Below are 16,867 nucleotides of genomic sequence, written 5' to 3' on the forward strand. Positions count from 1 at the left end.
GGGAAGGGTGAAGTTGTGACAGTAGAGCCGGCTCTCACGAGCTACGCGGCCACGTTCGTACCCGCCGAAGTTCCGCGGAACGCACACCTTGTCTTCTGGAACGACAAACCACAGGGTGCCCCTCCCCCGAATTCGGACTCGTACACGCGCCTCGCCGTCGGCGAGCATGCGGTAGCCAGCCTTCCGACGCGGCGAGTGTCCCTGCGCGACGCGCTCCCCATTCTCTTGGCCCTGCCGGCCGAGGCCGAGGTCCACCGGTCGGTCGCCTTCTTCGCCGCCTGCGGTCGGACCGCCGTCGGGTATCTCGCGAAGGGTTCGATTCTTCCGTCCGTGACCGCGAGCGGACAGGACGTGTGGCGACTCGGCGTCCTCGACACGGACGAGCAACGCCACCTCAGCAGCCTTGCCGCTGCCCTTCCACCCGAGGCCCGCGCGATCCCCTCGGGTGAACTGTCCGAGGACGCGAGGGCGGTCCTGCTTCGGGCTGCGTCGGAGGTGGTGCGCGGCTTTGTGACGTCCGTCCTCGATGCGCTTCCGAGGTTGTGCGCCCCCGCCGAGTCCGACGCCTTACCGTATCTGGGATGGAACACGGTCGGCGTTCCCCGACTCAGGGCCTGGACCGCCTCCCACGCGCCCACGACCGTGGCTCTGTCCCTGCGCATCGATCCTGTTCCGACCATGGGAACCGTCGATCTGGTGGACAGCGATTTCGACGCCACTCTCCAGGTGCACGGGGTGGACAGGCCCGGGATCGTCTGCGACGCCGTTGATCTCTGGCGCCATCCGAGCATGGCGGAGTCCGCGTTCATGGTCGACCCGCGGATTGCGGTGCTCGAAGCTCTCCGTCGTGCCGCGCTTCGGTGGGCACCGCTCGAGGATCTGCTGCGCTCCGAGGCGCCGGATCGAATCAGGCTCGACGACGACGACGTCGCAGCACTTGCCGGTGACGCCGGCGCTCGTCTGCGCGATGAAGGCATCGAGATCCACTGGCCGCGGGAGCTGATGACGCAGACATCGACCCGCATGGTTCTAGGCGAGGCCGCGGTGAGTGAGGGACCCACCGCGTTCGGTGGTGACCACGCCTTCCGGTTCGACTGGCGGGTGGCGATCGGCGACGAGGTGCTCACCCGGGAGGACATGGAGAAGCTGGTCGCTTCCGAACGCGCCGTGGTGCGACTGCGTAATCGCTACGTCGTCGCCGACTCGGCGCTCGTGCGGAAGACCCTGCAGCGGCGAACCGGCACGATGCCGATGGTCGAGGCACTACGCGCCTCGTTGACAGGCCGAACTGGCCGCGGCGAGGGAGAGTGTCGTGTCGATACCTACGGAGCACTCGCCCGCACGGCCCGAGAACTCACCGACAAGATCGCCCTCGACGTGCCCGTGCCGGCCGCGCTGCGCGCACAACTGCGGGACTACCAACTTGCCGGCTTCCGATGGCTTGCGGCGCTCACCTCCCGCGGGCTGGGGGCTTGCCTGGCCGACGACATGGGGCTCGGTAAGACGTTGACCCTCATAGCACTTCACGTCCACCGTCAGCAGGAAGTCGAGACCTCGGGACCCTCCCTCGTCGTCTGCCCCGCATCCTTGTTGGGCAACTGGCGCCGCGAGATCGAACGCTTCGCCCCGGATACGAGTGTCTTCATCCATCACGGCCCGAGACGATCAGCGCCGAGTGAGTACCTCACGGACAGCGCCGACGCGATCGTGCTGACCACGTATGCGACGATGCGGCTCGACGCCGGCGCCCTCGCCGCGACCGGGTGGGGACTCGTCGTCGCGGACGAGGCCCAGCATCTGAAGAATCGCAATGCCTCGGTCACGAGAGCTCTGCGCACTGTGCCGGGCCGGGCTCGCGTCGCCCTCACCGGAACGCCGGTGGAGAACAGACTCAGCGATCTGTGGTCGATACTCGACGGTGTCACACCCGGTCTCCTCGGCACATACGCACAATTTCGGCGGCGCTACGACAACCCGAGCGGCGGCGACGGCGTGGATCGTGCTAGCGAGCTGGCCGGCCTCATCGCACCGTTCGTCCTACGCCGAAAGAAGTCGGATCCCGGGATAGCCCCGGAGCTTCCACCGAAAACCGAAATCGACGTGGATGTCGGGCTCACTCCAGAGCAGGCTGCGTTGTACGAAGCGCTCGTCCGGGAGGCTCTCGAACAGATTCGTAGCAGCGACGGCATGCAGCGTCGCGGCGGTATCGTGTCCCTGCTGACCGGCCTCAAACAGATCTGCAACCACCCAGCGCAGTACCTCGGGCAACAGCCCACGTCCCTGGGGGGCCGCTCCCAGAAGATCGACCTCCTCGACGACCTGGTCGACACCACTCTGTCGGAGGACGGCCGATCGCTGGTCTTCACCCACTTCACTGCGATGGGGCGACTTCTGCGGCAGCACCTGAGCTCCCGCGGTATCGAGTGCGAATTCCTCCATGGCGGCACCTCGGTAGCTGCCAGGGAGGAACTGGTGAAACGGTTTCAGAGTGGCGACGTACCGGTCTTGATTCTGTCCCTCAAAGCCGCGGGGACCGGACTCAATCTGACGCGAGCGGATCACGTCGTACACTTCGATCGCTGGTGGAATCCGGCCGTCGAAGACCAAGCAACCGATCGTGCCTACCGGATCGGCCAGCACCGGCCGGTGGTGGTCCATCGCTTCATCACCGCGGGCACCATCGAGGAACGTATTGCCGCCATGCTCGACAGCAAACGAGCGCTCGCCGACTCGGTCCTACTTCGCGGTGCCGCCGCCTTCACCGAACTGACCGACGGAGAACTCACCGAACTCGTGGCGTTGAGCCCCGACTATCAACTCGGAGGCATTCTGTGACGACGACCGCGTTGACACTTCCCCCCTTCGGGGTCCAAAAGGGCAAACGTACTCGCGGTAGGACCTGGTGGGCCCAGCAGTGGGTGGACGATCTCGAGCAATCTGCACTCGACTCTCACACGCTGAAGCAGGGACGCGCTCATGCCCGCGGCGGAATGGTCGGCCCGCTGACCTTCGCCGCCGGACTTCTTTCCGCCGACGTGCATTCCAGCGACGAGCTGCTGCACGTGCGCATTCGTGTCGATGTGCTCGACGATGCAGAGTGGGAGCGGGTATCTGCCGCGCTCAGATCGAGGAGTGGCCACGTCGCCCAGTTGTCCAGCGGAACGCTTCCGCGCGAACTGCACGAAGATCTCGCGGCAATCGGCATATCGCTCCTGCCTTCGATGTTCGATGCGGACGCGACATGCACGTGTGAGGACTGGGACGCGCCTTGCCGACATGCCGCGGCGGTCCTGTACCAGGCCGCGTGGATACTCGACGACGACCCGCTGCTGGTGTTTCTGCTCCGCGGTCGCGAGGGTCGGCAACTGCTCGACTTGCGGCACGAATCGCACCAGGAAAACCTTTCGGACTCCTCGTTCGCCGCCACGTCGAGGCCTACGCCGGCCGCCGACGCCTACGCTGACGTCCCCGGTGACTTGCCGACGATGCCCACCACCGAGGGGGCCGTCCCACCGCGCCCCGGGTGGCTGGACGATGCGCCGCCCGAAGTTCCCGCAGACGCAATCTGGACGGCGATTCTCACTGCGATTTCGCGATACGGAGACCCTGTCTGACATCCTTCGTCAGTCCCGGCACGACGCTCGGGCCGACGACCCTCGTCCCGGTCGCCGGGTACGGCGTACAGATCTTGACGTCATGCACGAAGCACCAGCGCCAGTTGTCCCCGGGATGCAGAGACTGTGCGATCGGATGCCCGCTGGTCTGTGCGTGGTGTCTGGCATGACGCATTGGTGACGAGTCACTACAGCCGACGTACCCACACGTCAGGCACAGCATCAGGTGTGCCCACCGGGTACCGAGTGCGAGACAGCCCTCGCACCCGTCCGACGTATGCGCGACGACGTCGCGAATCATGTTCAGATCAGGATCGTGCCAGGTATCGGATTGGATCATGTCGCCACCCCTCATCCCCAAGATTGACGCCTGCGGGCGCGCACCACATGGTCACGGCGGAACGAAAGAGTCTGACGGGAATCGGCACGGATGCACACCCTTGGGGGTTTCGACCCTGGATATCCGGGGTAGATCAAGGCATGGATCTGGAAGCATCCCCAGACCCCAGGGTGGTCGACACTCCTCGGGCATCCGACCTCTGTTCCGTTCTGGCACTCACAGCGGACATGCATGACTCCGGTGATCGGGACATTATCCTCGGCGTGATGCGGGAGGCCCTTGGTCACTTGGGACCGTTCACAGTGGAACCGGTGGCAGGAGATGCGGACGGATTCTGGCGTCAGCGCATTCTGTTCGACGAGCCTTCGGTCGACACCATCGCGCTGATGATCAGGGCCGCTCGTCCACCAACCCAGAGGGAAGTCACTCTTCTCGAACTGCTGATTCAGCACACCATGTCTGCCCTGCGTTCCGCCTCCCGCGCCTTGCGCGCAGAAGCGCAGGCACGCAGTGTGCGAGAAGCTTCCGACGAAGTGGCCGCAGTGACGGAGCAGCTGGCCGCAGTGACGGAGCAGCTCGAGCGACTCCAGTCCGAAGCGAGGATCCGTGAAACGCTCGATCGGCTTTCTCTCGCGGGCGCGTCCGAAGCGGTCATCGCGGATACCCTCCATCAGCTGACCGGACTACCCGTGGGGGTCGAGGACCAATTCGGCAACCTCCGAGTCTGGGCCGGTCCCGGAAAGATGCCGCGATATCGTCGGATTGGGGGCCGGAATCGAGTCGACGTCGTGCGCCGAGCCACTATGGAGGGCAAACCGCTGCGGGATGACAACCGGATCCTGCAGATCGTTCGACCCCGTCAAGCTCTGCTGGGGATCGTGTACCTCTGCGACCCAGAACACGAGGCGACGGACTTGGACACGTTCGCGCTGGAACACGCCGCGACGGTCCTCGCCATCGAGATGGCGCACGAACGGTCGTTGGCGGAGACCGAGGCACGGTTGAGCCGCGATCTCGGGGACGATCTTCTCTCTGGAACCGACGACGACAGTGCCTACTCGCGTGCCGAAGCACTTGGCTACGACCTTCACGAACCGCAGCGAGTTCTGGTGGTCGAGTGGGATTCGGAGACGAATGCCGATACCGTGTCCGACGCCCTACACCGATACTTCGCCTCGACCGATTCCGCGGCCCTTCTCATGCACCGCAGCGACCACGGTTCGGGGGTCGTCGCCGCGATTACACAGTCGAAAACCGATGCGGTTGAAGCGTTCCGAACTGTGGAGAAGACCCTCGGGCCGGCGAGCGGAGTGATGGGTGTCGGATCAGAATGTTCGTCACCCAGTGAGATACCTCAGTCGTACAGCAACGCGGTACGAGCTCTGGAAATACGAAAGCAATCACTGTCGCCCTGGGGCGTGGCACATTTCGACGAATTGGGCGTGTACCGCATCCTCGACGCGCACGCGACGACACGCGACGTCGAAAATTTCGTTCAGGAATGGCTCGGGCCGCTCCTCGACTACGACCGGGACCACCACAGCACCATGACAGCCACCTTGGCCCAGTATCTGGACTGCGGTGGCAAGTACGACGAAACCGCTCGCGCTCTCCGAATTCACCGCAGTACCTTGAGATACCGCATGTCCCGTATACACGAACTCACCGATCGTGATCTCCGGAGCGTCGATACCCGGTTGAACCTTCATCTCGCCACGCGGGCGTTGCAGGTACTCGCCGGCGCTACCCGATCATGAGGGTCCCGAGACCAACCATTTTTGTGGTGGAATGCCGGAAGCCCCCCAACAGGTGTTGGGGGGCTTCCGGTAACGGATGTTCGGCGGTGTCCTACTCTCCCACACCCTGTCGAGTGCAGTACCATCGGCGCTGGAGGGCTTAGCTTCCGGGTTCGGAATGGGGCCGGGCGTTTCCCCTCCGCTATGGCCGCCGTAACTCTATGAAACTGTCACACCCATCGTCCCTTTTCCGGTTTCCCCTCCGTGGCCACGCACCCGGGTGGGTGCGGAACTTGTCGGGGGTTCCGTAAAGGGAAAAGGGTATCTGTGTGTTGTTTCAGATACTGCACAGTGGACGCGTAGCTTCTTTGTGGTAAGTCCTCGGCCTATTAGTACCAGTCACCTACACCCATTACTGGGCTTCCAGTTCTGGCCTATCAACCCGGTGGTCTGCCGGGGGCCTTACCCCCTCGAGGGGGTGAGAAACCTCATCTTGGAACAGGCTTCCCGCTTAGATGCTTTCAGCGGTTATCCCTTCCGAACGTAGCTAACCAGCGGTGCTCCTGGTGGAACAACTGGCACACCAGAGGTTCGTCCGTCCCGGTCCTCTCGTACTAGGGACAGCCTTCCTCAAGTTTCTAACGCGCGCGGCGGATAGAGACCGAACTGTCTCACGACGTTCTAAACCCAGCTCGCGTGCCGCTTTAATGGGCGAACAGCCCAACCCTTGGGACCTACTCCAGCCCCAGGATGCGACGAGCCGACATCGAGGTGCCAAACCATCCCGTCGATATGGACTCTTGGGGAAGATCAGCCTGTTATCCCCGGGGTACCTTTTATCCGTTGAGCGACACCGCTTCCACTTGCCGGTGCCGGATCACTAGTCCCGACTTTCGTCCCTGCTCGACTTGTCAGTCTCACAGTCAAGCTCCCTTGTGCACTTGCACTCGACACCTGATTGCCAACCAGGCTGAGGGAACCTTTGGGCGCCTCCGTTACATTTTGGGAGGCAACCGCCCCAGTTAAACTACCCACCAGGCACTGTCCCTGAACCAGATCATGGTCCGAGGTTAGAGGTCCAATACGATCAGAGTGGTATTTCAACAACGACTCCACACTCACTGGCGTGAGCGCTTCACAGTCTCCCACCTATCCTACACAAACCGAACCGAACACCAATACCAAGCTGTAGTGAAGGTCCCGGGGTCTTTTCGTCCTGCCGCGCGTAACGAGCATCTTTACTCGTAATGCAATTTCGCCGAGTCTATGGTTGAGACAGCTGAGAAGTCGTTACGCCATTCGTGCAGGTCGGAACTTACCCGACAAGGAATTTCGCTACCTTAGGATGGTTATAGTTACCACCGCCGTTTACTGGGGCTTAAATTCTCAGCTTCGCCACCGAAATGGCTAACCGGTCCTCTTAACCTTCCAGCACCGGGCAGGCGTCAGTCCGTATACATCGTCTTACGACTTCGCACGGACCTGTGTTTTTAGTAAACAGTCGCTTCTCACTGGTCTCTGCGGCCCCACCCAGCTCACACTGCAAGAGTGATCACCAGACGAGGCCCCCCTTCTCCCGAAGTTACGGGGGCATTTTGCCGAGTTCCTTAACCATAGTTATCTCGATCGCCTTAGTATTCTCTACCTGACCACCTGTGTCGGTTTGGGGTACGGGCCGTGTGAAAGCTCGCTAGAGGCTTTTCTCGGCAGCATAGGATCACTGAATTCGCCTCATTCGGCTATGCGTCACCTCTCAGGATATGTGTGACCCGGATTTGCCTAGGTCACTCCCTACAGGCTTACACCAGTATTACCACTGACTGGCTCAGCTACCTTCCTGCGTCACCCCATCGCTTGGCTACTACCAGATCAGGTCCCACGCATCCGCCACGCACGAACCCGAAGGTTCACACGCGGTTTCAGGGTGGTTAGTATCACTGATTCACCAGGGGCGCGTTCACACGGGTACGGGAATATCAACCCGTTGTCCATCGGCTACGCCTGTCGGCCTCGTCTTAGGTCCCGACTCACCCTGGGCGGATTAACCTGGCCCAGGAACCCTTGGTCATTCGGCGGACGAGTTTCTCACTCGTCTTTCGCTACTCATGCCTGCATTCTCACTCGTGTGGCCTCCACGGCTGGGTCACCCCGCCGCTTCCATGGCCACACGACGCTCCCCTACCCATCCACACCACTGCCCACCCTCCCGCAGGAAAATGGGGGTGCATTGTGTGAATGCCGCAGCTTCGGTGGTGTACTTGAGCCCCGCTACATTGTCGGCGCAGGATCACTTGACCAGTGAGCTATTACGCACTCTTTCAAGGGTGGCTGCTTCTAAGCCAACCTCCTGGTTGTCTTCGCGACCCCACATCCTTTTCCACTTAGTACACGCTTAGGGACCTTAGCTGGCGATCTGGGCTGTTTCCCTCTCGACTACGAACCTTATCGCCCGCAGTCTCACTGCCGCGCTCTCACTCACCGGCATTCGGAGTTTGGCTGATTTCGGTAAGCTTGTGGGCCCCCTAGACCATCCAGTAGCTCTACCTCCGATGAGAAACACGCGACGCTGCACCTAAATGCATTTCGGGGAGAACCAGCTATCACGGAGTTTGATTGGCCTTTCACCCCTACCCACAACTCATCCCCTCAGTTTTCAACCTAAGTGGGTTCGGTCCTCCACGACGTCTTACCGTCGCTTCAACCTGGCCATGGGTAGATCACTCCGCTTCGGGTCTAGAACATGCCACTATGAACGCCCTATTCGGACTCGCTTTCGCTACGGCTACCCCACACGGGTTAACCTCGCGACATGCCACTAACTCGCAGGCTCATTCTTCAAAAGGCACGCCATCACCCCCAACACCGAAGTGTTCGAAGGCTTTGACGGATTGTAAGCGCACGGTTTCAGGTACTATTTCACTCCCCTCCCGGGGTACTTTTCACCTTTCCCTCACGGTACTAGTCCGCTATCGGTCACCAGGGAGTATTCAGGCTTATCGGGTGGTCCCGACAGATTCACACCAGATTTCACGGGCCCGGTGCTACTTGGGTTTCCATCACGACAGTCACAATGTTTTCGTGTACGGGATTCTCACCCTCTACGACAGGCCGTTCCAGACCACTTCCACTAACACCATGATTTCTTACTGTCGGCCAACACGGCAGCATTGACAAGATGAACCCCACAACCCCACGAATGCAACGCCTGCCGGCTATCACACATCCATGGTTTAGCCTCTTCCGCTTTCGCTCGCCACTACTCACGGAATCACTATTGTTTTCTCTTCCTGTGGGTACTGAGATGTTTCACTTCCCCACGTTCCCTCCACACACCCTATATATTCAGATGCGGGTAACACGACATCACTCGTGCTGGGTTTCCCCATTCGGACATCCTCGGATCTCAGCTCGGTTGACAGCTCCCCGAGGCTTATCGCAGCCTCCTACGTCCTTCATCGGCTCCTGGTGCCAAGGCATCCACCGTACGCTCTTCATTACTTACAACAAAGATGCTCGCGTCCACTGTGCAGTTCTCAAACAACACACCCGCCTCGAACTCCGCCAGCACCATGCCCACCACCAAAAGTGATGCGGTCTGCCTGACATCCGAACCGGATCGTCACTTTCCTGAAAGAAAAAACACTCACGTGTTCCCTCAGGACCCAACAGTATGTCGATATAATTCGCCCTCCCACCAGCACACAGGCCGGCAGTTGAGAACCAATACTTGTCAGCGATCCACCCATGAGCAACCACCGGATAACATACGCATCCGAAATGGCCTCTGCCAGACCATCATCCACTGACTGTTCAGCGGTACATGACTGGAGATGCTCCTTAGAAAGGAGGTGATCCAGCCGCACCTTCCGGTACGGCTACCTTGTTACGACTTCGTCCCAATCGCCGATCCCACCTTCGACGGCTCCCTCCCACAAGGGGTTAGGCCACCGGCTTCGGGTGTTACCGACTTTCATGACGTGACGGGCGGTGTGTACAAGGCCCGGGAACGTATTCACCGCAGCGTTGCTGATCTGCGATTACTAGCGACTCCGACTTCACGGGGTCGAGTTGCAGACCCCGATCCGAACTGAGACCAGCTTTAAGGGATTCGCTCCACCTCACGGTCTCGCAGCCCTCTGTACTGGCCATTGTAGCATGTGTGAAGCCCTGGACATAAGGGGCATGATGACTTGACGTCGTCCCCACCTTCCTCCGAGTTGACCCCGGCAGTCTCTTACGAGTCCCCACCATTACGTGCTGGCAACATAAGACAAGGGTTGCGCTCGTTGCGGGACTTAACCCAACATCTCACGACACGAGCTGACGACAGCCATGCACCACCTGTATACCGACCACAAGGGGGGCCGTATCTCTACGGCTTTCCGGTATATGTCAAACCCAGGTAAGGTTCTTCGCGTTGCATCGAATTAATCCACATGCTCCGCCGCTTGTGCGGGCCCCCGTCAATTCCTTTGAGTTTTAGCCTTGCGGCCGTACTCCCCAGGCGGGGCGCTTAATGCGTTAGCTACGGCACAGATTCCGTGGAAGGAACCCACACCTAGCGCCCACCGTTTACGGCGTGGACTACCAGGGTATCTAATCCTGTTCGCTACCCACGCTTTCGTTCCTCAGCGTCAGTTACTGCCCAGAGACCCGCCTTCGCCACCGGTGTTCCTCCTGATATCTGCGCATTTCACCGCTACACCAGGAATTCCAGTCTCCCCTGCAGTACTCAAGTCTGCCCGTATCGCCTGCAAGCTCACAGTTGAGCTGTGAGTTTTCACAAACGACGCGACAAACCGCCTACGAACTCTTTACGCCCAGTAATTCCGGACAACGCTTGCACCCTACGTATTACCGCGGCTGCTGGCACGTAGTTAGCCGGTGCTTCTTCTGCAGGTACCGTCACTTGCGCTTCGTCCCTGCTGAAAGAGGTTTACAACCCGAAGGCCTTCATCCCTCACGCGGCGTCGCTGCATCAGGCTTTCGCCCATTGTGCAATATTCCCCACTGCTGCCTCCCGTAGGAGTCTGGGCCGTGTCTCAGTCCCAGTGTGGCCGGTCACCCTCTCAGGTCGGCTACCCGTCGTCGCCTTGGTAGGCCATTACCCCACCAACAAGCTGATAGGCCGCGGGCCCATCCTGCACCAGTAAACCTTTCCACCCCCAGCCATGCAGCCGAAGGTCGTATCCGGTATTAGACCCAGTTTCCCGGGCTTATCCCGAAGTGCAGGGCAGATCACCCACGTGTTACTCACCCGTTCGCCGCTCGTGTACCCCGAAGGGCCTTACCGCTCGACTTGCATGTGTTAAGCACGCCGCCAGCGTTCGTCCTGAGCCAGGATCAAACTCTCCGTTGAAGACTCTAGAAAGAGGCGAACCCCAATCAGTCATAGACATCGAGTCAAATCACTAGCGATCAAAAACTCAAACTAGCTCAATCAAACACCGACCCCCTCTCCGACGGAAGAAGGAGAAAGAGCCAGCAAAATACCCACACCACTCACAACCAAACCCCAAAAGGCCCAGCCGATCACCCGTGATGCGGAGTACCAAAAACATTTGGCACTGACATTCATCGACACACTGTTGAGTTCTCAAAGAACACGCACACACCATCACACCCGAAGACAACATCTCCGACCGATCCGGGGCAACTTTCCCAGGCTATCTTACCAGCCACACCGGAGCAAACCAGGGTGCTGAGCAAGAAGATCAGGGGTTGAAGCACAACCATACAACACGCTGTGACTTCGGATTACCAGGCGTCTTCGTCCAACCTCGTGTCCCCCGCCTTCCGGCCGGGGTCGGTGTCCGTGTCGCTCTGACTTCGAATAAGTTACGCGACGGGAAACAGCTTGCCAAATCCCCAGGTCGCCGAGGCGCTCAGCCCCGTTTGCGCTGGTCAATCGGTTGGCTTCCAGCAACTTCGGTCCTTCGGTCGCCGCCTCGAGGACTGTGACGCCCGACTCACCCTGCGACCACTGGAGTGAATCGGCTGCGAACCCGTCAGGATTCGGCGTCGACACGCTCGATCTGGCCTCCGAGGCCTTGCAGGTTCTCGACGAAATATGGGTAGCCGCGGTCGATGTGGAACACGTCGTGCACCTCTGTCACGCCGTCTGCCACAAGACCGGCAAGCACCAATCCGGCGCCGGCCCTGATGTCGGACGACCACACGGGAGCGCTCGACAGCAGCGGTATCCCGCGGATCACCGCATGGTGTCCGTCCGTCCGCGCGTCTGCCCCCAGCCGGATCATTTCCTCGACGAAGCGGAACCTGGCCTCGAACACGTTCTCCGTGATCATCGAGGTACCTTCAGCCACCGCTGCGAGACCGATCGCCATGGGCTGCAGGTCCGTGGGGAAGCCCGGATACGGGAGCGTCGCGAAGTTGACAGCGGTGGGACGAGCTTTCTGCTCCACCCGAAATCCGTCGGCCTCCGTGGTGACCTCTGCCCCCGCGACCCGCAACTTGTCCAGAACCAAGCCGAGATGTTTCGGGTTGACGCCACGGACCCGGACGTCCCCCCTCGTCATCGACGCGGCGATCCCCCACGTCGCGGCCACGATGCGGTCACCGATGACGCGGTGTGTGGTCGGCTCGAGCTGGTTGACGCCCTGAATGGTGAGCGTCGATGTGCCCGCTCCCAGGATCTTGGCACCCATACGGATCAGCATGTTGCACAAGTCGACAATCTCCGGCTCACGCGCGGCATTGTCGATCACCGTCTCACCTTTGGCGAGAACAGCGGCCATGAGGATGTTCTCCGTCGCCCCCACAGACGGGAACGCAAGCCGAATGTTGGCTCCGTGCAGATCGTCTGCCTGGGCAACGACACATCCGTGTTCGATCGTGCTCTGCGCGCCCAGCAACCGAAGTCCGGATTGATGCATATCCAGTGGCCTGGATCCGATGGCGTCGCCGCCGGGCAGAGCGACCACCGCGCGTTTGCACCTCGCAACCAAGGGGCCCAGCACACACACCGATGCTCGGAACTGGCGAACTGCGGCAAAGTCCGCGTGATATTTCGGCTCCGCCGGCGTCGTGATCCGAACCAACGAATCTTCGAGAACCACGTCGCACCCGAGGCCGCGCAGGACGTCGGCCATCAGAGGAACGTCCAGGATGTCGGGGCAATTGGTCACGACGGTGGTGCCCTCAGCCAACAGCGCCGCCGCCATCAGCTTCAGAACACTGTTCTTGGCGCCCCCGACAGACACTTCACCTACGAGACGGTTACCGCCGGTAACAAGGAAGCGTTCGCTCACGAAGCACAGCCTAGAGCCAGCGGCACCGACCTCGGAGGCCGGTACCGTAACGCTATGGCCGTACACCTCACCAAGATCTACACCCGGACCGGCGACGACGGGACCACCGGACTCAGCGATTTCTCCCGCGTACCGAAGAACGATTCCCGCCTCGTCGCGTATGCGGACTGTGATGAAGCGAACGCCGCAATCGGCGTCGCTGTGGCGCTGGGGAATCCCCCCGAGGAGATCCTGTCGATTCTGCGGCAGGTACAGAATGACCTGTTCGATGCCGGTGCCGATCTGTCCACCCCGGTGGTCGAGGAACCCAAGTATCCACCGCTGCGTATCACCGCCGACTACATCGACCGGCTCGAACGCTGGTGCGACGAGCTGAACGAGCGCCTCGAACCCCTGAATTCGTTCATACTGCCCGGCGGAACCCCACTGGGAGCGCTGCTCCACGTTGCGCGAACCGTGACACGGCGTGCGGAGCGATCGGCGTGGGCCGCTGTCGACGCACATCCCGAGAACACTCACGCGCTGCCGGCGAAGTACCTCAACCGACTCTCGGATCTGCTCTTCATCGTGGGACGGGTCGCGAATCCCGAAGGAGACGTGCTCTGGAAACCGGGAGCGGGGAAAGCCTGATCAGAATCGGCGTCCGCGTACCGATCGGCCCGACGGACGAGATTCGACCCACGACAGGAACGCGGTCAAAGCTCCACCGTCCAAGGCGATCTCGTACGCGGCGCCTCGGTCCTTCACGGACAGGATGACGATTTCGTCGGACATGATGTCGAACTCGGAGCCCTCTGGTTTACGACGGCCTTCGACTTCGATCCCCTGCCGCTCGATGCGCGAATCAGGGCCGGGACGCAAACTCGACAACTTGAAGAAGACGAGGGAGCCCTCGCCGTAACGAATGACGCCGTGACGCCATCCGGTGTCCCCCGCGGAAGGCGCCACGCGGAGAATAGCCGCGGTTCCACCGCGACGAAGAACAGCCAGACGATAGAGAAAGACCGCGACGAAGGCGGCGAGCAGCACAACCAGAATGATCAACACAGTCATTCCGATTGTCACTGTTCGTCGGCTCCGTCGCGGTCTGTCTCGTGTAACCTATGCGCGCTCTACGGCGCGAACTCGACCCTTGGCAACAGCAATCGCCTCGAGATCGTCTCCGCTCTCCTGGAGCACCGCCCGGGCGGCCTCCACGTCGATGTCCTCCGCGAGTTCGGCGGACTCGGCGAGGATCGTGACGGACTTCGCCGTCACGGAAAGGAAGCCGCCGTGCACAGCTGCCACGATTCGCTCGCCGTCGGCTGTCGTGATCGCGACGACGCCACCCTCCACGAGCTGTCCGAGGACAGGCTCGTGACCAGGCATGACACCGATCTCACCCTCGGTCGTCTGTGCGCTGACGAGAGTCGCCGAACCAGACCACAACCGTCGCTCGACAGCGACGAGTTCCACGGTCATCTCAGCCATCGTCGACTACTTCCCGGCGATCTTCTTGGCTGCAGCCTCGACGTCGTCGAGTCCACCGCAGCTGTTGAACGCCTGCTCGGGCAGGTGATCGAACTCGCCCTTGCAGACGCGGTCGAACGCCTCGATGGTGTCGCGGAGCGGCACCACGGAGCCGGGCTCACCGGTGAACTTCTCGGCGACGATGAAGTTCTGGCCGAGGAACTTCTGCAGACGGCGGGCACGGCCGACGAGGACCTTGTCCTCTTCCTGCAGTTCGTCCATACCGAGGATGGCGATGATGTCCTGCAGTTCCTTGTACTTCTGCAGGATTCGCTTGACCTCGTTGGCCACCCGGAAGTGCTCGGCACCGACAATGCCGGGCTCGAGGATCCGGGAGGTGGAGCTCAGCGGGTCCACAGCGGGGTAGATACCCATCTGCGAGATCGGTCGCGACAGCTCGGTGGTCGCATCGAGGTGCGCGAACGTCGTGGCCGGCGCCGGGTCGGTGTAGTCGTCGGCGGGCACGTAGATCGCCTGAAGCGAGGTGATGGAGCGACCACGCGTCGAGGTGATTCGTTCCTGCAGCTCACCCATCTCGTCAGCCAGGGTCGGCTGGTAACCCACGGCCGAAGGCATACGACCGAGCAGGGTCGACACCTCGGAACCGGCCTGGGTGAAACGGAAGATGTTGTCGATGAACAGCAGAACGTCCTGGCCCTGGACATCGCGGAAGTACTCCGCCATGGTCAGTGCGGACAGGGCGACGCGCATACGCGTTCCCGGCGGCTCGTCCATCTGGCCGAAGACGAGGGCGGTGTCCTGAAGGACCCCCATCTCTTCCATCTCGAGGTGAAGGTCGGTGCCCTCACGGGTGCGCTCACCGACGCCTGCGAACACCGAGGTTCCGGAGAACTCGCGGGCGATACGGGTGATCATTTCCTGGATCAGAACGGTCTTGCCGACACCGGCACCACCGAACAGACCGATCTTTCCACCCTTGACGTACGGGGTGAGGAGGTCGATGACCTTGATACCGGTCTCGAGAATCTCTGTCTTGCCCTCGAGCTGGTCGAAGGCTGGCGGCTTGCGGTGGATGCCCCACTGCTCGCCGTCGCGTCCCGTGCCGGGAGCGTCGAGGCAGTCGCCCAGTGCGTTGAACACGTGGCCCTTGACGACGTCGCCGACGGGAACCGAGATCGGCTTGCCCGTGTCGGCCACCGAGGTGCCGCGGACGAGGCCGTCGGTCGGCTGCATGGAGACGGTGCGCACCAGGTTGTCACCGAGGTGCTGCGCGACCTCGAGGGTCAGCGTCTTGGCGACCGAGGGAAGCGTGATCTCGGCATGCAAGGCGTTGAACAGTTCAGGAATGGAGCCACGCGGGAATTCAACGTCCACGACGGGACCGATGACCCGCACGACGCGGCCGGCCACGGACGAATCCGAACCTGCCCCGTTTGTTTCGGTTACTGCTGCGGTCATTGCTTAGTCACTTCCTGCGCTCGAGGCGAGCGCATTCGCGCCGCCGACGATCTCGCTGATTTCCTGGGTGATCTGGGCCTGGCGAGCCTGGTTGGCCTGACGGCTGAGAGTGTTCACCAGTTCGTTTGCGTTGTCCGTCGCCGCCTTCATGGCGGTACGACGGGCAGCCGACTCCGACGCCGCAGCATCCAGCAGCGAGGAGTAGATGCGGGTGCTGATGTACTTCGGCAGCAGGGCACCGAGCAACCTGTCGGGTTCCGGCTCGAAGTTGTATCCGGCGACCGGTTCGTCGTTCCGGTGACCGTTCGACAGCATGTCTTCACCGAGTTCGATGTTCTCCTCGGAGACCGTGACGTCCAGCGGAGCCATCCGCCGCACCTCGGGAGACTGAGTGAGCATCGACACGAAGCGGGTGTAGACGATGTGCAGTTCGTCGACACCTTCGATGGTTCCCTCGCCGTTGTAGGCGGGAATCTCGGAGCCGGATCCGGCCATGAAGAGCTCCACCAGGTGGCGGCTCGCCTTGGCAGCATCGGAGTAACCGGGGTCCTGAGAGAACCCGGTCCACGCAGCCCCCAGGTCGCGACCACGGAACGTGTAGTAGCCGAGGCCCTTGGCACCGAGCACGAAGATGACCGGGTCCTTGCCCTCGCTGCGCAGCAGTTGGAACAGTTCCTCGGCCTCTTTGAGGACGTTGGAGTTGTACCCACCGCACATGCCGCGGTCGCTGGTGACAACCAGGACGGCAGCACGCTTGGCGTTGGCGCGCTCGTTGAGCAACGGGTGATCCAACGACGCCGACGCACTTGCCAGCTCCGTCAGGACCTTGGTGATCTCCTCGGCATACGGCTTCGACGCAGCGACCCGGGCCTGAGCCTTGGTGATGCGCGAGGTCGCGATCAGCTCCTGGGCCTTGGTGATCTTCTTGGTCGAGTTGACCGACTTGATACGAGACCGCAGTTCGAGAATGCTTGCCAT

At 61.4% G+C, this 16,867-nt stretch carries 10 protein-coding genes and 3 rRNA genes; 4 read left to right on the forward strand and 9 right to left on the reverse strand.

Annotated elements, in window-relative coordinates:
* The first annotated feature begins 15 nt into the window (after positions 1-15).
* Together L1080_RS14705 and L1080_RS14710 are read left to right on the forward strand one after the other, a co-directional pair.
* Positions 16-2,835, forward strand: coding sequence for a DEAD/DEAH box helicase (locus L1080_RS14705; protein WP_250771194.1), 2,820 nt, complete (start codon positions 16-18; stop codon positions 2,833-2,835).
* Positions 2,832-3,614 (forward strand): SWIM zinc finger family protein, encoded by a 783-nt coding sequence (locus L1080_RS14710; RefSeq protein WP_159921220.1) that lies wholly within the window; start codon positions 2,832-2,834, stop codon positions 3,612-3,614. The genes L1080_RS14705 and L1080_RS14710 overlap by 4 nt, the downstream gene beginning before the upstream one ends.
* Here L1080_RS14710 and L1080_RS14715 read toward each other — a convergent pair.
* Positions 3,580-3,969 (reverse strand): UBP-type zinc finger domain-containing protein, encoded by a 390-nt coding sequence (locus L1080_RS14715; protein ID WP_459031050.1) that lies wholly within the window; start codon positions 3,967-3,969, stop codon positions 3,580-3,582. The two genes, L1080_RS14710 and L1080_RS14715, sit on opposite strands and share 35 nt — an antisense overlap.
* 125 nt (positions 3,970-4,094) lie before the next feature.
* On the opposite strand from L1080_RS14715, the gene L1080_RS14720 reads away from it, so the two are divergent.
* Entirely contained in the window at positions 4,095-5,711 is a 1,617-nt protein-coding gene (locus tag L1080_RS14720; RefSeq protein WP_250771186.1) for a PucR family transcriptional regulator, read from the forward strand.
* A 78-nt stretch (positions 5,712-5,789) separates the two neighbouring features.
* Here the strand turns inward: L1080_RS14720 and rrf are convergent.
* The 4 genes from rrf to murA form a co-directional block, all read right to left on the reverse strand.
* Positions 5,790-5,906: ribosomal RNA gene (rrf, locus tag L1080_RS14725) — 5S ribosomal RNA — on the reverse strand.
* A 153-nt stretch (positions 5,907-6,059) separates the two neighbouring features.
* Positions 6,060-9,194 (reverse strand): 23S ribosomal RNA (locus L1080_RS14730).
* 337 nt (positions 9,195-9,531) lie between these two features.
* A 16S ribosomal RNA gene (locus L1080_RS14735) occupies positions 9,532-11,049 on the reverse strand.
* Together the 16S, 23S and 5S rRNA genes form the textbook arrangement of a ribosomal RNA operon.
* 649 nt (positions 11,050-11,698) lie before the next feature.
* Positions 11,699-12,961, reverse strand: a complete 1,263-nt coding sequence (gene murA, locus L1080_RS14740) for a UDP-N-acetylglucosamine 1-carboxyvinyltransferase (RefSeq protein WP_250777221.1) — start codon at positions 12,959-12,961, stop codon at positions 11,699-11,701.
* A 54-nt stretch (positions 12,962-13,015) separates the two neighbouring features.
* On the opposite strand from murA, the gene L1080_RS14745 reads away from it, so the two are divergent.
* Positions 13,016-13,591: a cob(I)yrinic acid a,c-diamide adenosyltransferase gene (locus tag L1080_RS14745; RefSeq protein ID WP_250777222.1), complete on the forward strand. Its 576-nt coding sequence runs from the start codon at positions 13,016-13,018 to the stop codon at positions 13,589-13,591.
* Here L1080_RS14745 and L1080_RS14750 read toward each other — a convergent pair whose 3' ends face one another.
* Genes L1080_RS14750 through L1080_RS14765 form a run of 4 tightly spaced genes read right to left on the reverse strand, consistent with a single transcriptional unit; the run spans position 13,592 to position 16,867 of the window.
* Complete coding sequence (locus L1080_RS14750; RefSeq protein ID WP_109328711.1) at positions 13,592-14,014, reverse strand: DUF2550 domain-containing protein; 423 nt, start codon at positions 14,012-14,014, stop codon at positions 13,592-13,594. It lies immediately after the preceding gene.
* 48 nt (positions 14,015-14,062) lie between these two features.
* The gene (locus L1080_RS14755) at positions 14,063-14,431 is read right to left on the reverse strand and encodes a F0F1 ATP synthase subunit epsilon (protein ID WP_109328709.1); all 369 of its coding nucleotides are present in this window, start codon (positions 14,429-14,431) and stop codon (positions 14,063-14,065) included.
* Between the two features lie 6 nt (positions 14,432-14,437).
* Positions 14,438-15,889, reverse strand: a complete 1,452-nt coding sequence (gene atpD / locus L1080_RS14760) for a F0F1 ATP synthase subunit beta (protein WP_109328707.1) — start codon at positions 15,887-15,889, stop codon at positions 14,438-14,440.
* Between the two features lie 3 nt (positions 15,890-15,892).
* Complete coding sequence (locus L1080_RS14765; protein ID WP_109328705.1) at positions 15,893-16,867, reverse strand: F0F1 ATP synthase subunit gamma; 975 nt, start codon at positions 16,865-16,867, stop codon at positions 15,893-15,895.

The sequence above is a fragment of the Rhodococcus sp. MSC1_016 genome (assembly GCF_023667485.2).
Classification (GTDB): Bacteria; Actinomycetota; Actinomycetes; order Mycobacteriales; family Mycobacteriaceae; genus Rhodococcus_F; species Rhodococcus_F oxybenzonivorans.

Coding starts and splice junctions, on each gene's coding strand:
- L1080_RS14745 (WP_250777222.1), top strand. CDS start 13,016: ATGGCCGTACACCTCACCAAGATCTACACCCGGACCGGCGACGACGGG.
- L1080_RS14755 (WP_109328709.1), bottom strand. CDS start 14,431: ATGGCTGAGATGACCGTGGAACTCGTCGCTGTCGAGCGACGGTTGTGG.
- atpD (WP_109328707.1), bottom strand. CDS start 15,889: ATGACCGCAGCAGTAACCGAAACAAACGGGGCAGGTTCGGATTCGTCC.
- L1080_RS14715 (WP_459031050.1), bottom strand. CDS start 3,969: ATGAGGGGTGGCGACATGATCCAATCCGATACCTGGCACGATCCTGAT.
- L1080_RS14720 (WP_250771186.1), top strand. CDS start 4,095: ATGGATCTGGAAGCATCCCCAGACCCCAGGGTGGTCGACACTCCTCGG.
- L1080_RS14750 (WP_109328711.1), bottom strand. CDS start 14,014: ATGACTGTGTTGATCATTCTGGTTGTGCTGCTCGCCGCCTTCGTCGCG.
- L1080_RS14765 (WP_109328705.1), bottom strand. CDS start 16,867: ATGGCAAGCATTCTCGAACTGCGGTCTCGTATCAAGTCGGTCAACTCG.